The organism is Pseudoalteromonas sp. SG43-3 (genome assembly GCF_014164385.1).
Classification (GTDB): Bacteria; Pseudomonadota; Gammaproteobacteria; order Enterobacterales; family Alteromonadaceae; genus Pseudoalteromonas; species Pseudoalteromonas distincta.
This window is the reverse complement of the sequence record NZ_JACJFC010000010.1, coordinates 49,309-65,886: the sequence shown is the minus strand read 5'-3', so window position 1 is coordinate 65,886 and position 16,578 is coordinate 49,309. Positions and strand designations below refer to the sequence as shown.

Annotated in this window: 20 protein-coding genes; 12 read left to right on the top strand and 8 right to left on the bottom strand. The window is 40.0% G+C overall.

Annotation, left to right across the window (positions count from 1 at the left end; genetic code table 11):
- Positions 1 to 50 precede the first annotated feature (50 nt).
- The 4 genes from H5157_RS11115 to H5157_RS11100 all read right to left on the bottom strand — a co-directional run bounded on the left by H5157_RS11115 (position 51) and on the right by H5157_RS11100 (position 2,444).
- Positions 51 to 521: a DUF4760 domain-containing protein gene (locus tag H5157_RS11115; protein WP_182724689.1), complete on the bottom strand. Its 471-nt coding sequence runs from the start codon at positions 519 to 521 to the stop codon at positions 51 to 53.
- A 61-nt stretch (positions 522 to 582) separates the two neighbouring features.
- On the bottom strand, positions 583 to 1,206 hold the full coding sequence (locus tag H5157_RS11110) for a hypothetical protein (RefSeq protein ID WP_182724688.1): 624 nt from the start codon (positions 1,204 to 1,206) through the stop codon (positions 583 to 585).
- A complete protein-coding gene (locus H5157_RS11105; RefSeq protein WP_182720545.1) occupies positions 1,193 to 1,801 on the bottom strand; it encodes a sigma-70 family RNA polymerase sigma factor in 609 nt (202 codons plus the stop codon). Before H5157_RS11105 ends, H5157_RS11110 begins: the two co-directional genes overlap by 14 nt.
- A 13-nt stretch (positions 1,802 to 1,814) precedes the next feature.
- The gene (locus tag H5157_RS11100; protein ID WP_182693686.1) at positions 1,815 to 2,444 is read right to left on the bottom strand and encodes an energy transducer TonB; all 630 of its coding nucleotides are present in this window, start codon (positions 2,442 to 2,444) and stop codon (positions 1,815 to 1,817) included.
- A gap of 156 nt (positions 2,445 to 2,600) precedes the next feature.
- Between H5157_RS11100 and H5157_RS11095 the strand changes: the two genes are divergently transcribed.
- From H5157_RS11095 to H5157_RS11085, 3 genes are all read left to right on the top strand, one after another.
- Entirely contained in the window at positions 2,601 to 3,107 is a 507-nt protein-coding gene (locus H5157_RS11095) for a DUF3087 domain-containing protein (RefSeq protein ID WP_024606258.1), read from the top strand.
- A gap of 34 nt (positions 3,108 to 3,141) precedes the next feature.
- The gene (locus H5157_RS11090) at positions 3,142 to 3,591 is read left to right on the top strand and encodes a low molecular weight protein-tyrosine-phosphatase (RefSeq protein ID WP_182724687.1); all 450 of its coding nucleotides are present in this window, start codon (positions 3,142 to 3,144) and stop codon (positions 3,589 to 3,591) included.
- A gap of 99 nt (positions 3,592 to 3,690) precedes the next feature.
- Positions 3,691 to 4,200, top strand: coding sequence for a hypothetical protein (locus H5157_RS11085; protein ID WP_182693685.1), 510 nt, complete (start codon positions 3,691 to 3,693; stop codon positions 4,198 to 4,200).
- Between the two features lie 67 nt (positions 4,201 to 4,267).
- Here H5157_RS11085 and H5157_RS11080 read toward each other — a convergent pair whose 3' ends face one another.
- Positions 4,268 to 5,383, bottom strand: coding sequence for an energy transducer TonB (locus H5157_RS11080; protein WP_182724686.1), 1,116 nt, complete (start codon positions 5,381 to 5,383; stop codon positions 4,268 to 4,270).
- 249 nt (positions 5,384 to 5,632) lie between these two features.
- Between H5157_RS11080 and ribA the strand changes: the two genes are divergently transcribed.
- From ribA to csrA, 6 genes are all read left to right on the top strand, one after another.
- On the top strand, positions 5,633 to 6,256 hold the full coding sequence (gene ribA / locus H5157_RS11075) for a GTP cyclohydrolase II (protein ID WP_002961931.1): 624 nt from the start codon (positions 5,633 to 5,635) through the stop codon (positions 6,254 to 6,256).
- 81 nt (positions 6,257 to 6,337) lie between these two features.
- Entirely contained in the window at positions 6,338 to 7,126 is a 789-nt protein-coding gene (locus H5157_RS11070; protein WP_024595741.1) for a BPSS1780 family membrane protein, read from the top strand.
- Positions 7,126 to 7,578: a regulatory protein RecX gene (locus H5157_RS11065; RefSeq protein ID WP_002961933.1), complete on the top strand. Its 453-nt coding sequence runs from the start codon at positions 7,126 to 7,128 to the stop codon at positions 7,576 to 7,578. Before H5157_RS11070 ends, H5157_RS11065 begins: the two co-directional genes overlap by 1 nt.
- 19 nt (positions 7,579 to 7,597) lie before the next feature.
- Positions 7,598 to 10,198: an alanine--tRNA ligase gene (gene alaS / locus H5157_RS11060; protein WP_008138921.1), complete on the top strand. Its 2,601-nt coding sequence runs from the start codon at positions 7,598 to 7,600 to the stop codon at positions 10,196 to 10,198.
- A gap of 6 nt (positions 10,199 to 10,204) precedes the next feature.
- On the top strand, positions 10,205 to 11,422 hold the full coding sequence (locus H5157_RS11055) for an aspartate kinase (protein ID WP_024597680.1): 1,218 nt from the start codon (positions 10,205 to 10,207) through the stop codon (positions 11,420 to 11,422).
- A gap of 91 nt (positions 11,423 to 11,513) precedes the next feature.
- Positions 11,514 to 11,705, top strand: coding sequence for a carbon storage regulator CsrA (gene csrA, locus H5157_RS11050; protein ID WP_004587515.1), 192 nt, complete (start codon positions 11,514 to 11,516; stop codon positions 11,703 to 11,705).
- 50 nt (positions 11,706 to 11,755) lie between these two features.
- Here csrA and H5157_RS11045 read toward each other — a convergent pair whose 3' ends face one another.
- From H5157_RS11045 to H5157_RS11035, 3 genes are all read right to left on the bottom strand, one after another.
- Positions 11,756 to 12,223: a YcxB family protein gene (locus H5157_RS11045; protein ID WP_182724685.1), complete on the bottom strand. Its 468-nt coding sequence runs from the start codon at positions 12,221 to 12,223 to the stop codon at positions 11,756 to 11,758.
- Between the two features lie 133 nt (positions 12,224 to 12,356).
- Positions 12,357 to 12,548: a hypothetical protein gene (locus H5157_RS11040; RefSeq protein WP_002961938.1), complete on the bottom strand. Its 192-nt coding sequence runs from the start codon at positions 12,546 to 12,548 to the stop codon at positions 12,357 to 12,359.
- A gap of 58 nt (positions 12,549 to 12,606) precedes the next feature.
- On the bottom strand, positions 12,607 to 12,780 hold the full coding sequence (locus H5157_RS11035) for a DUF1328 domain-containing protein (RefSeq protein ID WP_002961939.1): 174 nt from the start codon (positions 12,778 to 12,780) through the stop codon (positions 12,607 to 12,609).
- Positions 12,781 to 13,299: 519 nt separating this feature from the next.
- On the opposite strand from H5157_RS11035, the gene H5157_RS11030 reads away from it, so the two are divergent.
- From H5157_RS11030 to H5157_RS11020, 3 genes are read left to right on the top strand one after another with little or no spacing between them, the layout of a single operon-like run.
- Positions 13,300 to 13,545, top strand: coding sequence for an OadG family protein (locus tag H5157_RS11030; RefSeq protein WP_002961940.1), 246 nt, complete (start codon positions 13,300 to 13,302; stop codon positions 13,543 to 13,545).
- 11 nt (positions 13,546 to 13,556) lie between these two features.
- Positions 13,557 to 15,338: a sodium-extruding oxaloacetate decarboxylase subunit alpha gene (gene oadA / locus H5157_RS11025; protein WP_182724684.1), complete on the top strand. Its 1,782-nt coding sequence runs from the start codon at positions 13,557 to 13,559 to the stop codon at positions 15,336 to 15,338.
- A 13-nt stretch (positions 15,339 to 15,351) separates the two neighbouring features.
- The gene (locus H5157_RS11020; RefSeq protein WP_002961942.1) at positions 15,352 to 16,482 is read left to right on the top strand and encodes a sodium ion-translocating decarboxylase subunit beta; all 1,131 of its coding nucleotides are present in this window, start codon (positions 15,352 to 15,354) and stop codon (positions 16,480 to 16,482) included.
- Positions 16,483 to 16,578 lie beyond the last annotated feature (96 nt).

The window sequence follows — 16,578 nt, the reverse complement described above, 5'->3', positions numbered from 1 at the left end:
GGTTGAGTGATACGAAATCCAATTCCACGATATTGCTCTAAAGCCTTATCCTATCTCCTTAGTTTAATCAGTAGTTTTACTAATTTCTCATATTGTAACCATATTTCAGGGTTCTCTTTGTGAGCTCGACGATAGAAAATATATGCTTCGTACCTATGGTAACTATTAATTATCTCCTGACCTGATAGTGAGTTTAATGCTTTTATTTCATATGCCTTTAAATCCACTCCTGTAGCTAGCTGCTCATATTTATTCAGGATATGGTGAAGAGTTTCTTTAGTATCGGATAAATTTACGACTTCCCTGACCTCATTAGCATGGAGCTTACCTGGGTATTTATTATTAAACTTAACAAGATACGGGATAACTTCTTGATGAAACTTCCCCCAATACTCTAAGGTTGATTTGATTCTCTCTTTTCTTGAGTTAACTATATAAATATAAATACCAAAAAGAAATGAGCATCCAGTAAACAGTACAGCGACTACTTTACTTATTTCTATTATGTAATTTAATTCCATTTCGATTACTCCGTGTAATTAGTTTAATCTTAGCTAAAATTTAGGTTAGACTAAAATATATCTAAGCCCCACACTGCCTAACCCCAGCACCTGCATGTTTTAGCGCAATAATTTGCCCTTTACCGTTATGCGCCATAGCGAGCATATCACCCGTATTTATATCGTTTTCAACCGCGTGTTTACCTTTTAAATCACTCAACAGTGAATGCTTAATTTGCACGAGTACTTCATCATTACAGCTGGCTATGTACCAGTCGTTATCTACCTTTAGGAGCGTACCGTATTCTATGTGGCGTTGTTGGTGGCGGTGTAAATCGTTAGCTAATTGGCTGTCGAGTGCGTGTTTTTGTTCTGTGATGGAGCTTGCGTAGCTACCAGCTTGGTTTATTTCGTGTGTTTTAATAATTGAATAGTCGTGAATGTCTATAGTGTTAAATACGCTGTTAAGCACGGTTTTTGGCGCGTGGTTAATGCTATCGTTATTATCAAACACAATAAAAGAAAATACACCCAGTGCGCAGGCAAGGCTGGTTAGCTGCAGCGTAAAGCCGAACTTTTTAGGCTTTGTGTGCGTGGCCTTTTTAAGTAGCGCTTTTTGCTGAGTGCTTGTAAGTGTAGTGCGCGCTTTTCGCTCTTTGTAATGTTGTGTGAGCTTTTGATCAAGCGGCTCATCAGGCTTGTTCATTGTTTGCTCCTAATAAACGTTTAAGGTTTTGCTTGGCATAGCGCAGCCTTGTTTTAATGGTCTCGAGGCTGCTTTGCGTTATAAGTTCTATGTCGGTGAGCGAAAAGCCTTCTTGTTGTAATGTTATGGCTTCACGCTGTACAAAGCTGAGTTGTTTTAGGGCGGCGTCGAACGCTTCGTAACTTATGTTTGAGCTTCCTATATGCGAGTCTTTGCTAGTTAAGTCACCACTATTTAAGTTGTTTTCGCTTTTATCATTTTGTGCTGCTAAATGCGTGTTTTCGTCAAGCTCTACAAAGTGCTGTTGCCTGCGGTATTCGTCAATGAGTGTGTTGCGGGCAAGTTTAAACAACCATGCTTTTGGTGTGGTTTGGGCTTGGTAAAGGTGGCGTTTTTCGATTACTTTTAGCCATGTTTGTTGGCTTACGTCGTATGCTAAATGCGTATTAGATTGTGTAACAAGGTAGTGGTATAAGTCGTTACTGTAGAGGGCAATAAGCTGCTCTAAGTAACGATTGTCGCCACTTTTTGCGTAACTTGCCAAGCAGTCCTTGCTTGGCGTTTCAAATAACCATGACTTAATACTTAGTAGCATAGGCTCATCGCTTTTATTGTTGTAATTTAAAATCGAGCTGTACAGTTTGACCTGTTTGTAATTGTGCCACACCTTCAATTACTTTGGGGCGATATTTCCAGCGTTTAATAGCTCTTATTGCTTCGCGGTCAAAGGTGCGTTTTGGCTCGGCGTTAATAACTACCGGGTCGATTACTTCACCGGTGGGCGAAATACTAAAGCTTAGTTGCACCCAACCTTCAATACCATCGCGCGCGGCTGTAGTTGGGTATTTAGGGTTTATGCGCACTATGGGTGTTGCATCCCCTGTAGGGCGATTAATGGTATTGTTAATGTCGCCACCAAAATCGTCAATTGTAACTGGCGTAAGGTCGCTAATTGCCAACACAGGATCCGCTGATGCATCAAGCGGTGGAGCTTTTTGCGGCACTTTAGGCATTGGCGGTGGCGGCTGTATTTTTTGTATATGCCTGACTTTTGAATCCTCAGGTGCTTGAAAAATCTCTACTATAATATCGCCCCCTGGTTTAACCGGTGCGCGTTGCTCGCCACTTATTAAATATTGCATAAACGCAAAAGCTGCAAAGGTCATTGCGGCGCCGCCGATAACGGCAGTCGATGTTTTAATAAATACTGGGTTGTTAGGTACTTCAAGTGTGTGCATAAGCCGCTCCAAATTTTATTGACCACTACAATTAGGGTGTTTTCAAAGCTATAACGGGTGGCAAATCAAAAAGGGGTGAAATAATTTTATAAAAAATGTGGGGTTTAGTTACAATAGCCATTCGCATTCTTTTACTTATTAACTTTTTAGGCTGTTATGCAACTCATTGAAATAAATAAAGCGCGTTACCGTAAACATTTAAACCGTGTTATTGCAGGATGCGGTATTGGTTTAGCTGTAGGCAGCTTGGCTATATCGCAAACGCTGATTGCTTTATTTCCTGATGAAAGTGGTAGCCACTTTCATTGGAACTTAATAGGCGTTGCTATTACAAGCGTTGGGCTTGCGTGGTTACTTAATAAATACCGTACACATAGCTTTATGACTGAAGTTGTTTATGTGTGGGAGCTTAAAAAAGCACTTAATAAAATAACCCGTAAAATGGCTAAGTTAAAAGCCGCTGGCCGTGAAGGTAATGCCGATGCGTTATTAGCGATTCATTATAGCTACGCGGGCTCTCGGTTATTGTGGCAGCTAGACGATAATCTAATCACCATGGACGATTTAGCCATTAAACAAGCTGAGCTCGAATCTGTTGCAGCGCAACATAACGTAACGCTTAATGTTGAAGATTACGATGAAAGCATTTTAAAACAGTTTTAAAGCTTAGGTTTTTAAATTAGTTAGAGGATCCTTAATGAAGAAAGTACTCATAGTGTGTTTAGGTAATATTTGCCGCTCGCCAACCGCAGAGGTGGTATTAAAAGCCCGCGCTAAAAAGCTAGGCGTTAACGTTAAAGTAGATTCGGCGGGCACTATTGGCTATCACGAAGGTAAAACGCCTGATAGTCGCTCAATGGCAGCAGGGGAGAGGCGCGGTTACAGCTTTAAAGGTATTTATTCACGTAAAGTGCGTACAAGCGACTTTACTGAGTTCGATTTAATTTTAGCGGCCGATACACAAAATTTAGCTGATTTAACAGCGCAATGCCCTGAGCATTTACGCTATAAGCTGGCGCTATTTTTAGAATATGGCGAGCAAGCCCAAAGCGCTATTCCCGATCCCTATTACGGCGGCGATGATGGCTTTGAAAATGTGCTCGATTTAATAGAAGCGGCTAGCGATAAAATACTCGCTAAAATTTAATCCCTATTTTATTACTAAAGCTAAATTTAACGAGCTTTTTGTCGTATTGCATGGCGTTCCTAAAGTGAGTACATTTTATACTTGCTCAAAGGGAACTTTATGAAAATAAAAATATTACTACTCACTTTATCTATCGCTTCTTGTTCTACTTTTGCTAACGATGTTAGTTTTTCGATTGGGGGTGGCTATCCTTATTTAGTTATTCCTGAAGTGTCTTTGTCGGCTAACGACGACACACAGCGCTGGTATGCAAACTATAAACTAGGCCTTGATGATGGGTTTTCTGCCGGTTTTGAACAAGCAGTTAGCGATAATAAAAAACATGCTTTTGGCGTACTTGTGGGCGCTATTGGTGCAAGAGATACAGACCAAGAGTGCGAAAGTTCAACTAATGATGTAGCAACTGACTTTGCTAATACGCTAGGTTGTGTAATTGGCGGTATTTTTGATGAAGAAACAACAAATGGTATAGGGCTTACGTACAACTACAACTTTAATGGATTGAACAGCGCTGGTTTTAGATTAGAGCTAGAGGTGGGCTACGGTAAAGCAAGCGATAGCAATGAAAAAAGAGCCGATGGCGGAATTAGCGTAAGTTATGAATTTTAACTACGTAGAATTTGTATTAGTTGGTATTAAAAAAGACGCTTAAAGCGCCTTTTTTAATGAGCCGCTTTTAGTGGCGGTTAATTTTAAAGTCGAGTTGTACCTGAGAAATAGCGCTAACAGGTTTGCCATTTTCAAACTTTGGCGCGTAACGCCATTGCTCAAGCGCTGCTTTGGCTGATTTTTCAAATGCGCTGCCACCTTCTGAGCTAAGTACTTTTGGGTTTTTTACAAAGCCAGCTGCGTCTACCTCAAACTCCATAACAACGCTACCATCGGTACTAAATCTGGCTTTGTTAACTGGGTATTTAGGATTAACACGATAGAGTGGTGTTTGCTCTTGCGATTCTTTCCATGGCACCATTTGAGCGATAGCTAGGCAATGTTTAGTTGCTTCTTCGCTTTTACCTTGTTTTTCGTACAGGCCTACAAGCTTTGAATGAGCTGTTAGCTCTGCACTGTGATCAAAGTTTAAGTTACTATCGAATACAGTAACTATACAGTTTAGCCTTTCAATCGCTTGATTGTATCTTTTACGACCCTCTGCGAATGAGGCCATTAAAAAATCGGCTTTTATGCGCTCTAGTGAGTTTTCAGGTAAGTTTTCTTGGTAGTATTCGTCGGCTTCTTCTAGGTAGTTTTTAGCCTCACGATATTTTTTAGAACTAAACTTTTTAGCCAGTAGCGTTGCAGCTTCAAGTTTCATGTCGGCTACAAACTTAGGGTTATTTTGTGTTTTAGCTATACCTATTACTTCTTCTAAAAAGTTAGCTGCTTTGTAAGCTGATGTTGTGTAGTTAGCTTTTCCGAGCAGTGCATCAACTGTTTCTATTGATTGTTTGCCGTGATTAGCCGCTAAAATAGTATGTGCTTCATCATAAAGTGCAAAACGTTGTTCGTATAGCTCATCGCCGTAGCCTTTAATAGCTTTAGCGTAGTTAATAGCTAAGTTAGCAGTATTGTCGTCGCTTTTACCGTAAACGGCTTTACCTGATTTGTAAGCAAGTTTGGCAGCTTGTTGTACGTTTTCGTCTGCTTTAACTGCTGCTAAATAGCCTTGGTATGCTTGGTTAAATACCGTTTGAGGATCGCTTGCTTGGCTGGCGAATGCTGTAGTGCTTAAAGTTGTTGCGCTTAAAGCAGACAAACTTAAACCTATAAATAAAGCGAGTTGCTGACGTTTCATAATAATCCCTATCGTTGTTTAAAATACAAAATACCAAACGTGCCTGCAGGTGTCACTGATTAAGGTAAATCAACGTAAATAATATTGGCGGTTATTTGTATTAATTTATTGCTTAAAAATCATTGAAAATAACGCCTGTCGTCGCCATATATTTGCCATAAACAGTCTTGTACTACGGTGTATTTATCCTATTTTGTGATACTATCACTTTATTGTCGTGTCGTAGTTATTTAAATATTTGGATTTGTCGTGGCGCAAGTAAGAGCAAGAGTCCAGCTTAAAGTTGGCAGAAATAGTGATATCCCTGCAGAAATAATCTCATTTACTGATTTAAAAGATGGTAAAGAACATATTGCTATGGTGTTTAACAACGCCGATACAGAGCAAGATGTACCGCTAATTCGTATGCATTCAGAATGCCTAACGGGCGATGTATTTTACTCATCGCGTTGTGATTGCGGCGAGCAGCTAAATGAATGTATTGAAATGATGCACGAGCAAGGCGGTATTTTATTGTATTTACGCCAAGAAGGCCGTGGCATTGGTTTATACAACAAAATAGACGCTTACGTATTGCAATCGCAAGGTATGAACACCTACGAAGCTAATAATCATTTAGGCTTTGCTGATGATTTGCGTGACTTTTCGGATGCGGTATTAATGCTCAATGCGCTTAATTTAAGTCACGTTAAATTAATGACTAATAATCCTAAAAAGCTTAATGCATTAAAAGATGCCGGTATTAATGTTGACTCGGTTGTGGGCACACATGCGCACATAAAAGCGGGTGTTGCGGGTAATAAATCGTACCTAGAAACAAAAATTAAGCATGGCGCGCATATGTTAGATATTAAGAAAATTAAAAAACCTTAATCATTTAATTACGTTTCGTCTATTAATCCCCCCTTACGCCAAGTTATACTTGGCGTGTTTCGTTTTAAATTAAGAGCAAGTATGTCTACACAATTACGAATTTTTAAAGCCGATGCAGGGCTAAAGTGGTTAAAAGCCGGATGGCTTATTTTTAAAACCCAGCCAGCAACCTTTATTTTTATGCATTTATTTATTGGTATTGTAGGGCTGCTGTCTTTATTTTTACCGCTGCTGCAAGTAGTAGCAGCACTCGCTACGCCATTTTTAACCGCAGGGTTTTACCAAGCGGTGCTTAGTAAGCAACAGGGCGGAAAAATTATGCTAGCCGATATTCTCAAGCCATTTACGGCTAAAGGAAATCGTTTAGGGTTATTACGCTTAGCACTTTACCAAATGGGTGCGGGTATTTTAATGGCGTTACTTGCTAATGGCTTATTTGCCGATGCAGTGGCTGTTATGAGCCAACCAGGACTTGATCCAAACGTGGCGCTAGAACAAATGCTTGAGAGTATTTCGGGCGCGAATGTAATTTTATTTTTTATGGCAATGCTAATTTATTTAACGGCATTTGCGTACGCTGTGCCACTTGTTTATTTTAGTAAAGAAACACGCATTTTAACGGCGCTTAAAAAATCGTTAATGGTGTTTTATCATAACATTTTGCCACTTGGCGTTTTTGGCCTTATTTGCGCATTATTTATGGCGCTTTCGATGTTCTTATCGTTCTTACCACTGTTGATTTTAATGCCGATTTGCTACATTAGCTTTTTTGTATCTTATCAAGCCATTTTTATGCCTGTTGTACCATTAAGTGACGACATTAATGTTAAGCCACTTAGCAGTGAAACAAGCGGACGTTTTGACGCTTAATGGATGATAAATTAAAGCAAAAACTAAAAAACTATGTACTTTGGTTACTAGGGCGCCAAGAATATTCGCGTCGTGAGTTAACGCTCAAATTACAGCAAAAAGAAGCGACAGAAGAGTTTATTGAAACGCTGCTTGATTGGTGCGAAAAGCACAATTTTATTAACGAGCAGCGATACTGTGAAGGCTTTGTAAGAAAACACATATTTAAATGCCACGGGCTTAAGCGAATACAAAGCGAAGCTATGGGCAAAGGGATTGATCGTTCGCTACTTGAAATGGTAGTTGAAGAGCTTGAAATAGATTGGTTTGAGCTTGCGCAGGATGCGTACAATAAAAAATATTCGAATACACCGCCAGATCTCGATTACAAAGATAAAGCTAAGCGCGTGCGCTACTTAATGTATCGGGGTTTTAGCTACGATGAAATTAATTTTGCAATGCAAGCACAGTAAATACAGGTGAGACTTTCAAATGCAGCACATGACTACCGCACAAATTAGGCAACAGTTTTTAGACTTTTTTGCCAGCAAGCAACATCAAATAGTACCTTCTAGCTCGCTTATACCGGGTAACGATGCCACGTTGTTATTTAATAATGCCGGCATGGTGCAATTTAAAGATGTATTTTTAGGCGCAGAAAGCCGCCCTTATACACGTGCGACAAGTTCGCAGCGCTGTGTACGTGCTGGCGGTAAGCATAACGATTTAGAAAACGTAGGCTACACTGCTCGCCACCATACATTTTTTGAAATGTTAGGTAACTTCAGCTTTGGCGATTACTTTAAGCAAGACGCGATTAAGTTTGCGTGGGAGTTTTTAACTGAGGTTGTTAAATTACCTCAAGAAAAACTGCTTGTTACTATTTATCACGATGATGAAGAAGCGTTTGAGTATTGGTCAAAAGATATTGGCTTAAGTGAAGATCGTATTATTCGTATTGCGACCTCTGACAACTTTTGGTCTATGGGCGATACTGGTCCATGTGGTCCGTGTTCTGAAATATTTTATGACCACGGCGAGCATATTTGGGGCGGACCTCCGGGCACTCCCGAGGAAGACGGCGACCGTTTCATCGAAATTTGGAACCTTGTATTTATGCAATACAACCGTCAAAGCGACGGTACTATGTTGCCTCTACCTAAGCAATCTGTTGATACGGGAATGGGCCTTGAGCGTATTTCTGCAATTTTGCAGGGTGTGCATTCAAACTACGAAATCGATTTATTCCAAGGCTTAATTGCAGCAGCTGCAAGTGTAACTAACGCGCAAGATATGGACGATAAGTCACTACGCGTAGTGGCGGATCATATTCGTTCGTGTGCGTTTTTAATCTCTGACGGTGTTATGCCATCTAACGAAGGTCGTGGTTATGTACTACGTCGTATTATTCGTCGTGCTGTGCGCCACGGTAATAAGTTAGGTGCGCAAGGTTCGTTTTTCTATAAGTTAGTTGCTGCGCTAATTGAGCAAATGGGTCAAGCGTACCCAGAGCTTGCTAAGCAACAAGAAATTATCGAAAAAGTATTACGCATTGAAGAAGAACAGTTTGGTAAAACACTTGAGCGTGGCTTAGCTATTTTAGAAGAAAGCTTAAGTGACCTTAAAGGCGATATTATACCGGGCGACTTAGTATTTAAACTTTACGATACGTATGGCTTTCCAGCTGATTTAACGGCCGATGTTGCGCGTGAGCGCCAGATGACGATTGATCATCAAGGTTTTGAAGAGTGCATGGCTGTACAACGTAAAACAGCGCAACAAGCGGGTAAGTTTGGTGCTGATTACAATGAGCAATTAAAATCAGAAAAGCTTACTGAGTTTAAAGGCTACGACAGCACGCACCATAGCGCGACAGTGGTAGAAATTTTTGCCGGTGGCGAAGCTGTTCAGTTATTAGAAGATGGTCAACAAGGTATTGTAGTATTAGACCGCACACCGTTTTACGCTGAATCAGGCGGCCAAACGGGCGACACGGGTACTATTACAGTTGCTGGTGGCGAATTTAATGTTACTAATACCACTAAACTTGGTAATGCTTTTGCTCACCACGGTACTGTGCAAGGTCGCATTGGTGTTAACGATAAAGTGGATGCGACTATTGATGATGCACGCCGCGATAGCATTAAGAAAAACCACACAGCTACACATATTTTACACGAAGCACTACGCCAATTATTAGGCGACCATGTAGGCCAAAAAGGCTCACTTGTTCAGCCTGATCGTTTACGTTTTGACTTTTCGCACTTTGAAGCGGTTACTAAAGATGAGCTACGTGAAATTGAGCGTGTAGTTAATGACGAAATTCGTCGTAACTTCGCACTTAATACTGAGCTTATGGCTATTGATGATGCTAAAGCGAAAGGTGCTATGGCGTTGTTTGGCGAAAAGTATGATGACGAAGTACGTGTAGTTACTATTGGCGACTACTCTATTGAGCTTTGTGGTGGTACTCACGTTGAGCGCGCTGGTGATATTGGTTTATTCAAAATTGTATCTGAAAGCGGTATTGCAGCAGGCGTTCGCCGTATTGAAGCGGTAACTGGTGCTGATGCAGTTGCTTATGTTAGCGAGCAAGAGCAACAATTACATGATGTAGCTGCTTTAGTTAAAGGCGATAGCGCATCGGTACTTGAAAAAGTAACTGCGTTGCTTGAAAAATCTAAAGGCCTTGAAAAGCAAATTGCGCAACTTAACGATAAGTTAGCAAGTGCAGCGGGTGCATCTTTACTTGATTCGATTGTTGAAATTAACGGCGTTAAGCTACTTGTAGCAAATGTTGAAGGTACTGAATCTAAAGCACTTCGCGGTATGGTTGATGACCTTAAAAACAAAATTGGCTCAGGTGTTATTGCACTGGGTGTTGCCAGTGGCGACAAAGTAAGCCTAATTGCTGGTGTAACTAAAGACTTAACAGGCAAAGTAAAAGCCGGTGAGTTAGTTAACCACATGGCAGGCCAAGTAGGTGGTAAAGGTGGCGGTCGTCCAGATATGGCACAAGCTGGTGGTAGTGAGCCACAAAACCTTGCTGCTGCACTAGATAGCGTTACAGCTTGGTTAACTGAGCGTACTTAAGCCTAAGTGGCGCTTATTGTTCAAAAATTCGGTGGCACTTCGGTCGGCTCAATAGAGAGAATTGAAGCGGTCGCCGACCTTGTTGTAAAAACCAGACAACAAGGACATCAAGTGGTTGTGGTGCTCTCGGCTATGTCGGGAGAAACCAACCGCTTAATTAATCTCGCCAAACAAATTGATACTCGCCCGAGTAGCCGTGAACTAGATGTACTTATTAGTACCGGAGAGCAGGTTTCTGTATCACTACTTGCTATGGCTATTATAAAACGTGGCCACTCTGCTGTGAGCTTATTAGCCGATCAAGTCAATATTTTAACCGATAACATGTTTGGTAAAGCTCGTATTGCAGAGGTTGCTGCTACGCGTTTAAAGCATGAGCTTGAGCATAATCGTATTGCTATTATTGCTGGGTTTCAGGGGCGTGATGTTGAGGGCAACATTACAACGCTTGGGCGCGGCGGCACCGATACATCGGCTGTGGAAATAGCTGCGGCTATAAAAGCTGACGAATGCCAGATCTATACAGACGTTGACGGCGTATATACTACAGATCCTCGTGTTGAACCTAACGCGCGCAGAATGAGCCAAGTTACCTTTGCCGAAATGCTAGAACTGGCAAGTTTAGGGGCGAAAGTTTTGCATATTCGCTCAGTAGAAGCCGCAGGAAAACATAATGTGCCACTTAGGGTGCTTTCGAGCTTTAATCCCGATGAAGGTACATTAATAAGTTTTGAGGAGAACGATATGCCAAGCAAGGTTGTATCGGGGATTGCGTTTAATCGTGACGAATGTTTAATTAAGGTACAAGGTGTGCCAACGGGCACGCAATATCTTTCAAAAATATTGAAACTTTTTGCCGAAAATGGCATCGAAATAGATATGATTAATCAAGTTAATCATAACTTTGAAAAAATAGACTATGCTTTTACTGTGCACTCGAATGATTATCTGCAAGCACTTGAATTATTGAGTGAAGATCAAGCTCAGCTCAGTGCTCAAAATATAAGCGGATTGCAAGCGGTAGCTAAAGTTTCTGCTGTTGGCATGGGTATGAAATCACATTCTGGTGTCGCTAGTTTATTTTTTGATGCATTAGCGCAGGAAAATATTAATGTGGTTTTAGTCTCGACTTCAGAGATTAAAATTTCAGTTTTAATAGATGAAAAGTACTTAGAGTTGGCTGTTCGTGCATTACACAAGGCATTTTTAACAGAAAATGGATAGATTGCGAGTTTTTACTTACTTTTCAGTCTAATTTTCATTAGTATGTTTAAGCGGAATCTTATAATTTTTATTGGAACATGGGAGCAAGAGAATGCTAATACTAACTCGTAGAGTAGGTGAAACCCTAATGATTGGTGACGAAGTAACAGTTACTGTTCTAGGTGTTAAAGGAAATCAAGTTCGAATCGGTGTTAATGCACCAAAAGACGTATCAGTGCATCGTGAAGAGATTTACATGCGCATACAAGCTGAAAAGTCGAACCCTAATCCGGGCAATGCTTAATCAACACGTATACGTAGTTGAGTAATTAACTCAACTAGACTAAAAGCCACTCACTGAGTGGCTTTTTTGTTTATAAAAGCGAGTGTTTCAGGATTAAGTATTTGTTTTGATATGTACTGCATACCACTTTTATTTTTAATAATAATACCTTGCTGGGTGTCTATTACTTCGCTTATATTTTGCCATTCTAATTGATAGCTTTTGTAATGATTAGAAGATTTAATACCTTCTTCATCAAAGGTAAGTGTTACCTCAGAGCCTGATGCTCTGCTGAGCATTTGTCTGGTTACCCACCATGGTCTGCGATAGTAAAAAGCGACGCATTCGAGTACCGCTAACATGATCATAAACGATCCTAAGTAATGATCGTTTAAAACATAAATGCCAAATAGACCAAGCGCAACTAACAACACAAGTAAAAAGTATTTAGGTTTTGCACGCTTACTATAAGGGAGTGACTCATCAAAACACTCGTAAAAGTAGGGTTTATCTAATGTGTAGGTGGTTGTGAATGCCATTTTGCCTTGCTTTAAATATCGTTTTTTTTATTTTAACAAGCTAACTGCTAAATGAGCAGCTTTATAGTCAGTGATTTTATTACTGGCACAAAAAAACGGCTCGAAAGCCGTTTTTTTAGCGGTACAAGAAGAATTAACAGTTAGTTTCTTCAGCGTTCACGCCTTCTTTAACATTTTCACATGCATCTTCAACAGAGTTTTGCACATCAGTTACTGCTTCGTCGATACGTTCGCCAGCATCTTCTGCATGGTTGTCTTCACAACCCATCATGAAAAAACCTGCAAATACTGCGATTAGTGCTGCTTTTAAAGTTGTAGAGTTCATAGTGTAATTCCTTGTAAGTATTAATTAAATTTTAGTGTTTGTTAGTTGAATGCTTTATCTACCTGGGTGATTTACCACGTAGTGCACCTGAAACTAATGAAATCACTAAAAGTACTAAAAAGATAAAAAATATAATTTTTGCTATACCAGCTGCGGCACCTGCGATGCCACCAAAACCTAACACTGCAGCGATTAAAGCAATAACTAAAAATGTAATTGTCCAGCGTAACATTGTTTTCTCCTTGGTTATCAAATTTGCTCATAATAACTAATGCCAGTTATATGCCAAAATTTATTTGGCATAAATATCAATTAGTTATGGGTTTTTGCTGTTATTCTAGTTATTAGTTGGTTAGTAACTTTTACGCTTTGTTATGTAAGTTATTCACACTGTTGCAAATAACTGCTAAATGTTCACTAAATAAACTTATTTTGGTAAGACCAATTAACAATTGGTGTGTGGCTTTGCATTTTATATTAAGAATTAGTGTTTATTTTTACTTAGCTTGATAGTTAATTAACAACTTCCATATAACTATTAGCTATAGTCGTTATTTCTTGTATGTATTGTAGAGCGCGTGATTGCTGAGTTATGGCATGTAAATTAATTGAGTGTTATGTTATTTATTGTTTGATTGGTTTTACCAATTTACAAGATGTAGACAAAGCGATTAGTTTTGTTATTATCCAGTGAATAAATATTTAATTAAATCGATTTTTTATTTTCGATATGGGTTTCAAGGGGAGAAAAATGGATATAGGTGCTCTACTCACAACGGCTGGTAACTTAATGCTTACTGGCATGGTTGGGGTGTTTGTATTTCTGTCGATATTAATTGGTGCAGTAACGCTTATGTCTAATTTGGTGACGCGCTTTAGCGAACCTGACGTGGCGACACCAGTTAAATCACCATCTTTTAAATCTCAAGGTGTGCCTAATGAGCACATCGCTGCTATTAGTGCTGCCATTGCTCAGTACAAATCAAATAATAAATAAGGGGCACACACATGGCTAAATTAAAACTAACAGAATTGGTATTACGCGATGCTCACCAATCATTATTAGCAACGCGTATGCGCCTAGACGATATGCTACCGATTGCTAGCAAATTAGACGATGCGGGTTATTGGTCTATTGAATCGTGGGGCGGTGCTACATTTGACTCGTGTATTCGTTATTTAGGCGAAGATCCTTGGGAGCGTATTCGTGCACTAAAAAAAGCGATGCCTAATACTAAACAGCAAATGCTATTACGCGGTCAAAACTTATTAGGTTACCGCCATTACGCTGATGACGTAGTTGAAAAATTTGTAGAACGTGCACATAGAAATGGCGTTGACGTATTTCGTATATTTGATGCAATGAACGATGTTCGCAATCTAGAAACAGCTATTAAAGCGGCTGTAAAAGTAGGCGCTCACGCTCAAGGTACTATTTCGTACACAGTTAGCCCAGTTCATACACTTGATATGTGGCTAACTCTTGCAAAGCAGCTTGAAGATATGGGTTGTCACTCAATTTGTATTAAAGATATGGCGGGTTTATTAAAGCCGTACGATGCTGAAAAACTAATTAAAGCACTTAAAGAAACTGTATCTATTCCAATTGCTATGCAGTGCCACGCTACAACAGGTTTAAGTACTGCTACTTACCAAAAAGCAATTGATGCTGGTATTGATATGCTCGATACCGCTATTTCATCAATGAGTATGACTTATGGACATTCTGCAACTGAAACTATTGTATCGATAGTTGAAGGGACTGAGCGTGATACTGAGCTTGATTTAAACCACCTAGAAGAAATTGCTGCTTACTTTAGAGATGTACGTAAAAAATATGCGGCATTTGAAGGTAGCTTAAAAGGGGTTGATGGGCGCATTTTATTAGCTCAAGTACCTGGTGGCATGCTTACAAACATGGAAAACCAACTTAAAGAGCAAGGCGCAGCCGATAAGCTTAATGAGGTTTTACTTGAGATCCCACGTGTACGTGAAGATCTTGGCTTTTTACCTTTAGTAACACCAACGTCGCAAATTGTTGGCACTCAAGCGGTACTTAATGTGCTAACGGGTGAGCGTTATAAAACAATTACTAAAGAAACTGCTGGCGTATTAAAAGGTGAATATGGCTTAACACCAGCACCAATGAATAAAGAGCTACAAGAGCGCGTGCTTGATGGAGCGGAAGTTATTACTTGTCGCCCTGCTGATAACATTGCACCTGAGCTTGCAACGCTTGAAGCTGAGTTATTAAAAGAAGCACAAGAGCAAGGTTTAACACTTGCTGATGATCAAATTGATGACGTATTAACTTATGCATTATTCCCACAAGTTGGTTTGAAGTTTATTAAAAACCGCAACAACCCAGATGCATTTGAGCCAGTACCTTCTGTTGAAGATAAAAGCAGTAAAGCACCTTCTAAATCAGTTTCAAATAGTAACAAAGTGAAGGCTGAGCAGTACAGTGTAAAAGTAGATGGTAAAGTTTATGACGTAGTCGTAGCGCAAGGTGGTGAACTTAAAGAAGTAACATTAAAAGACTCTGAGCACATTCCTCAATCTGCTTCGGTTGCATCAGGTGAAACACTTAACGCGCCTCTAGCCGGTAATATTTTTAAGATTAAAGTAAAAGCTGGGCAAGTTGTTAACGAAGGCGATGTAGTGATTATTATGGAAGCCATGAAAATGGAAACTGAAATACGCGCTACGCATACCGGAACAATTGCTGAAGTGTTAGTTAGTGAAGGCGATGCTGTAACTACCGGCGACGCTATAATTGCATTAGCTTAGGAGTAAATAGAGGATGGAAGGTATTTTAAACCTCTGGAATGCGACAGGCATTGCTAACTTTACAATCCCATCGTTAATAATGATTGCGGTAGGGTGTTTATTACTGTTTTTAGCGATAGCTAAAGGCTTTGAACCACTATTATTACTACCTATTGGTTTTGGTGCAATTTTAACAAATGTACCAGTGGCAGGTTTGTCAGACCCAGGTGGGCTTTTGTACTACGTTTATTATGTGGGTATTGATACGGGGATTTTTCCGCTGTTGATATTTATGGGAGTAGGGGCGCTGACCGACTTTAGCGCACTTATTGCAAACCCACGTATGTTGTTATTAGGTGCGGCTGCACAGTTTGGTATTTTTGCTACATTGTTTGGCGCTATATTACTTAACTATGTGCCAGGTTTTGAATTTACTCTACAGGACGCATCGGCTATAGCCATTATAGGTGGTGCCGATGGGCCAACAGCAATATTTTTAGCATCAAAACTGGCACCTGATTTACTAGGCGCAATAGCAGTAGCTGCGTATTCATATATGGCACTTGTGCCAATTATTCAGCCGCCAATTATGCGTGCACTAACAACCCCAGAAGAGCGTAAAATAAAAATGCCAGAGCTTCGCAAAGTATCTAAAAAGGAAAAGATTATTTTTCCACTTATGGTGCTTAGTTTAACGGCTATGTTTTTACCGGCTGCTATACCTCTGGTAGGTATGTTTTGTTTAGGTAACTTAATGCGAGAGTCGGGTGTTGTTGATAGATTAAGTAACAGTGCTCAAAACGAAATCATCAATGTTACAACTATATTTTTAGGCTTAGCTGTTGGTTCAAAGCTTGCTGCAGATAAGTTTTTAACTGTTGAGACGATTGGTATTTTAGTGCTTGGCGCACTGGCTTTTGCAATTGGTACGGCATCTGGCGTATTTATGGCAAAAGGACTTAACCGAATATCTAAAACGCCTATAAATCCATTAATTGGGGCGGCAGGTGTATCGGCTGTGCCAATGGCGGCACGAGTAGTTAATAAAGTTGGCCTTGAAAGTAACCCACATAACTTTTTACTTATGCATGCAATGGGACCCAACGTAGCGGGTGTACTTGGTAGTGCAGTTGCTGCGGGTATTTTATTAGCACTTGTTGGCTAAAAATGTAATTTAAAATAGATTAACCATTAAGCGCAGTTTACTGCGCTTTTTTTTGTTCTTAATTTGTTCACCGCTAAATGGTTTCTTGTTCAGCAC

Coding starts and splice junctions, on each gene's coding strand:
- oadA (WP_182724684.1), top strand. CDS start 13,557: ATGGCTAAATTAAAACTAACAGAATTGGTATTACGCGATGCTCACCAA.
- H5157_RS11110 (WP_182724688.1), bottom strand. CDS start 1,206: ATGAACAAGCCTGATGAGCCGCTTGATCAAAAGCTCACACAACATTAC.
- csrA (WP_004587515.1), top strand. CDS start 11,514: ATGCTAATACTAACTCGTAGAGTAGGTGAAACCCTAATGATTGGTGAC.
- H5157_RS11100 (WP_182693686.1), bottom strand. CDS start 2,444: ATGCACACACTTGAAGTACCTAACAACCCAGTATTTATTAAAACATCG.
- alaS (WP_008138921.1), top strand. CDS start 7,598: ATGCAGCACATGACTACCGCACAAATTAGGCAACAGTTTTTAGACTTT.
- H5157_RS11020 (WP_002961942.1), top strand. CDS start 15,352: ATGGAAGGTATTTTAAACCTCTGGAATGCGACAGGCATTGCTAACTTT.
- H5157_RS11080 (WP_182724686.1), bottom strand. CDS start 5,383: ATGAAACGTCAGCAACTCGCTTTATTTATAGGTTTAAGTTTGTCTGCT.
- H5157_RS11040 (WP_002961938.1), bottom strand. CDS start 12,548: ATGAACTCTACAACTTTAAAAGCAGCACTAATCGCAGTATTTGCAGGT.
- H5157_RS11095 (WP_024606258.1), top strand. CDS start 2,601: ATGCAACTCATTGAAATAAATAAAGCGCGTTACCGTAAACATTTAAAC.
- H5157_RS11070 (WP_024595741.1), top strand. CDS start 6,338: ATGTCTACACAATTACGAATTTTTAAAGCCGATGCAGGGCTAAAGTGG.
- H5157_RS11085 (WP_182693685.1), top strand. CDS start 3,691: ATGAAAATAAAAATATTACTACTCACTTTATCTATCGCTTCTTGTTCT.
- H5157_RS11065 (WP_002961933.1), top strand. CDS start 7,126: ATGGATGATAAATTAAAGCAAAAACTAAAAAACTATGTACTTTGGTTA.
- H5157_RS11035 (WP_002961939.1), bottom strand. CDS start 12,780: ATGTTACGCTGGACAATTACATTTTTAGTTATTGCTTTAATCGCTGCA.
- H5157_RS11105 (WP_182720545.1), bottom strand. CDS start 1,801: ATGCTACTAAGTATTAAGTCATGGTTATTTGAAACGCCAAGCAAGGAC.
- H5157_RS11030 (WP_002961940.1), top strand. CDS start 13,300: ATGGATATAGGTGCTCTACTCACAACGGCTGGTAACTTAATGCTTACT.
- H5157_RS11090 (WP_182724687.1), top strand. CDS start 3,142: ATGAAGAAAGTACTCATAGTGTGTTTAGGTAATATTTGCCGCTCGCCA.
- H5157_RS11045 (WP_182724685.1), bottom strand. CDS start 12,223: ATGGCATTCACAACCACCTACACATTAGATAAACCCTACTTTTACGAG.
- H5157_RS11115 (WP_182724689.1), bottom strand. CDS start 521: ATGGAATTAAATTACATAATAGAAATAAGTAAAGTAGTCGCTGTACTG.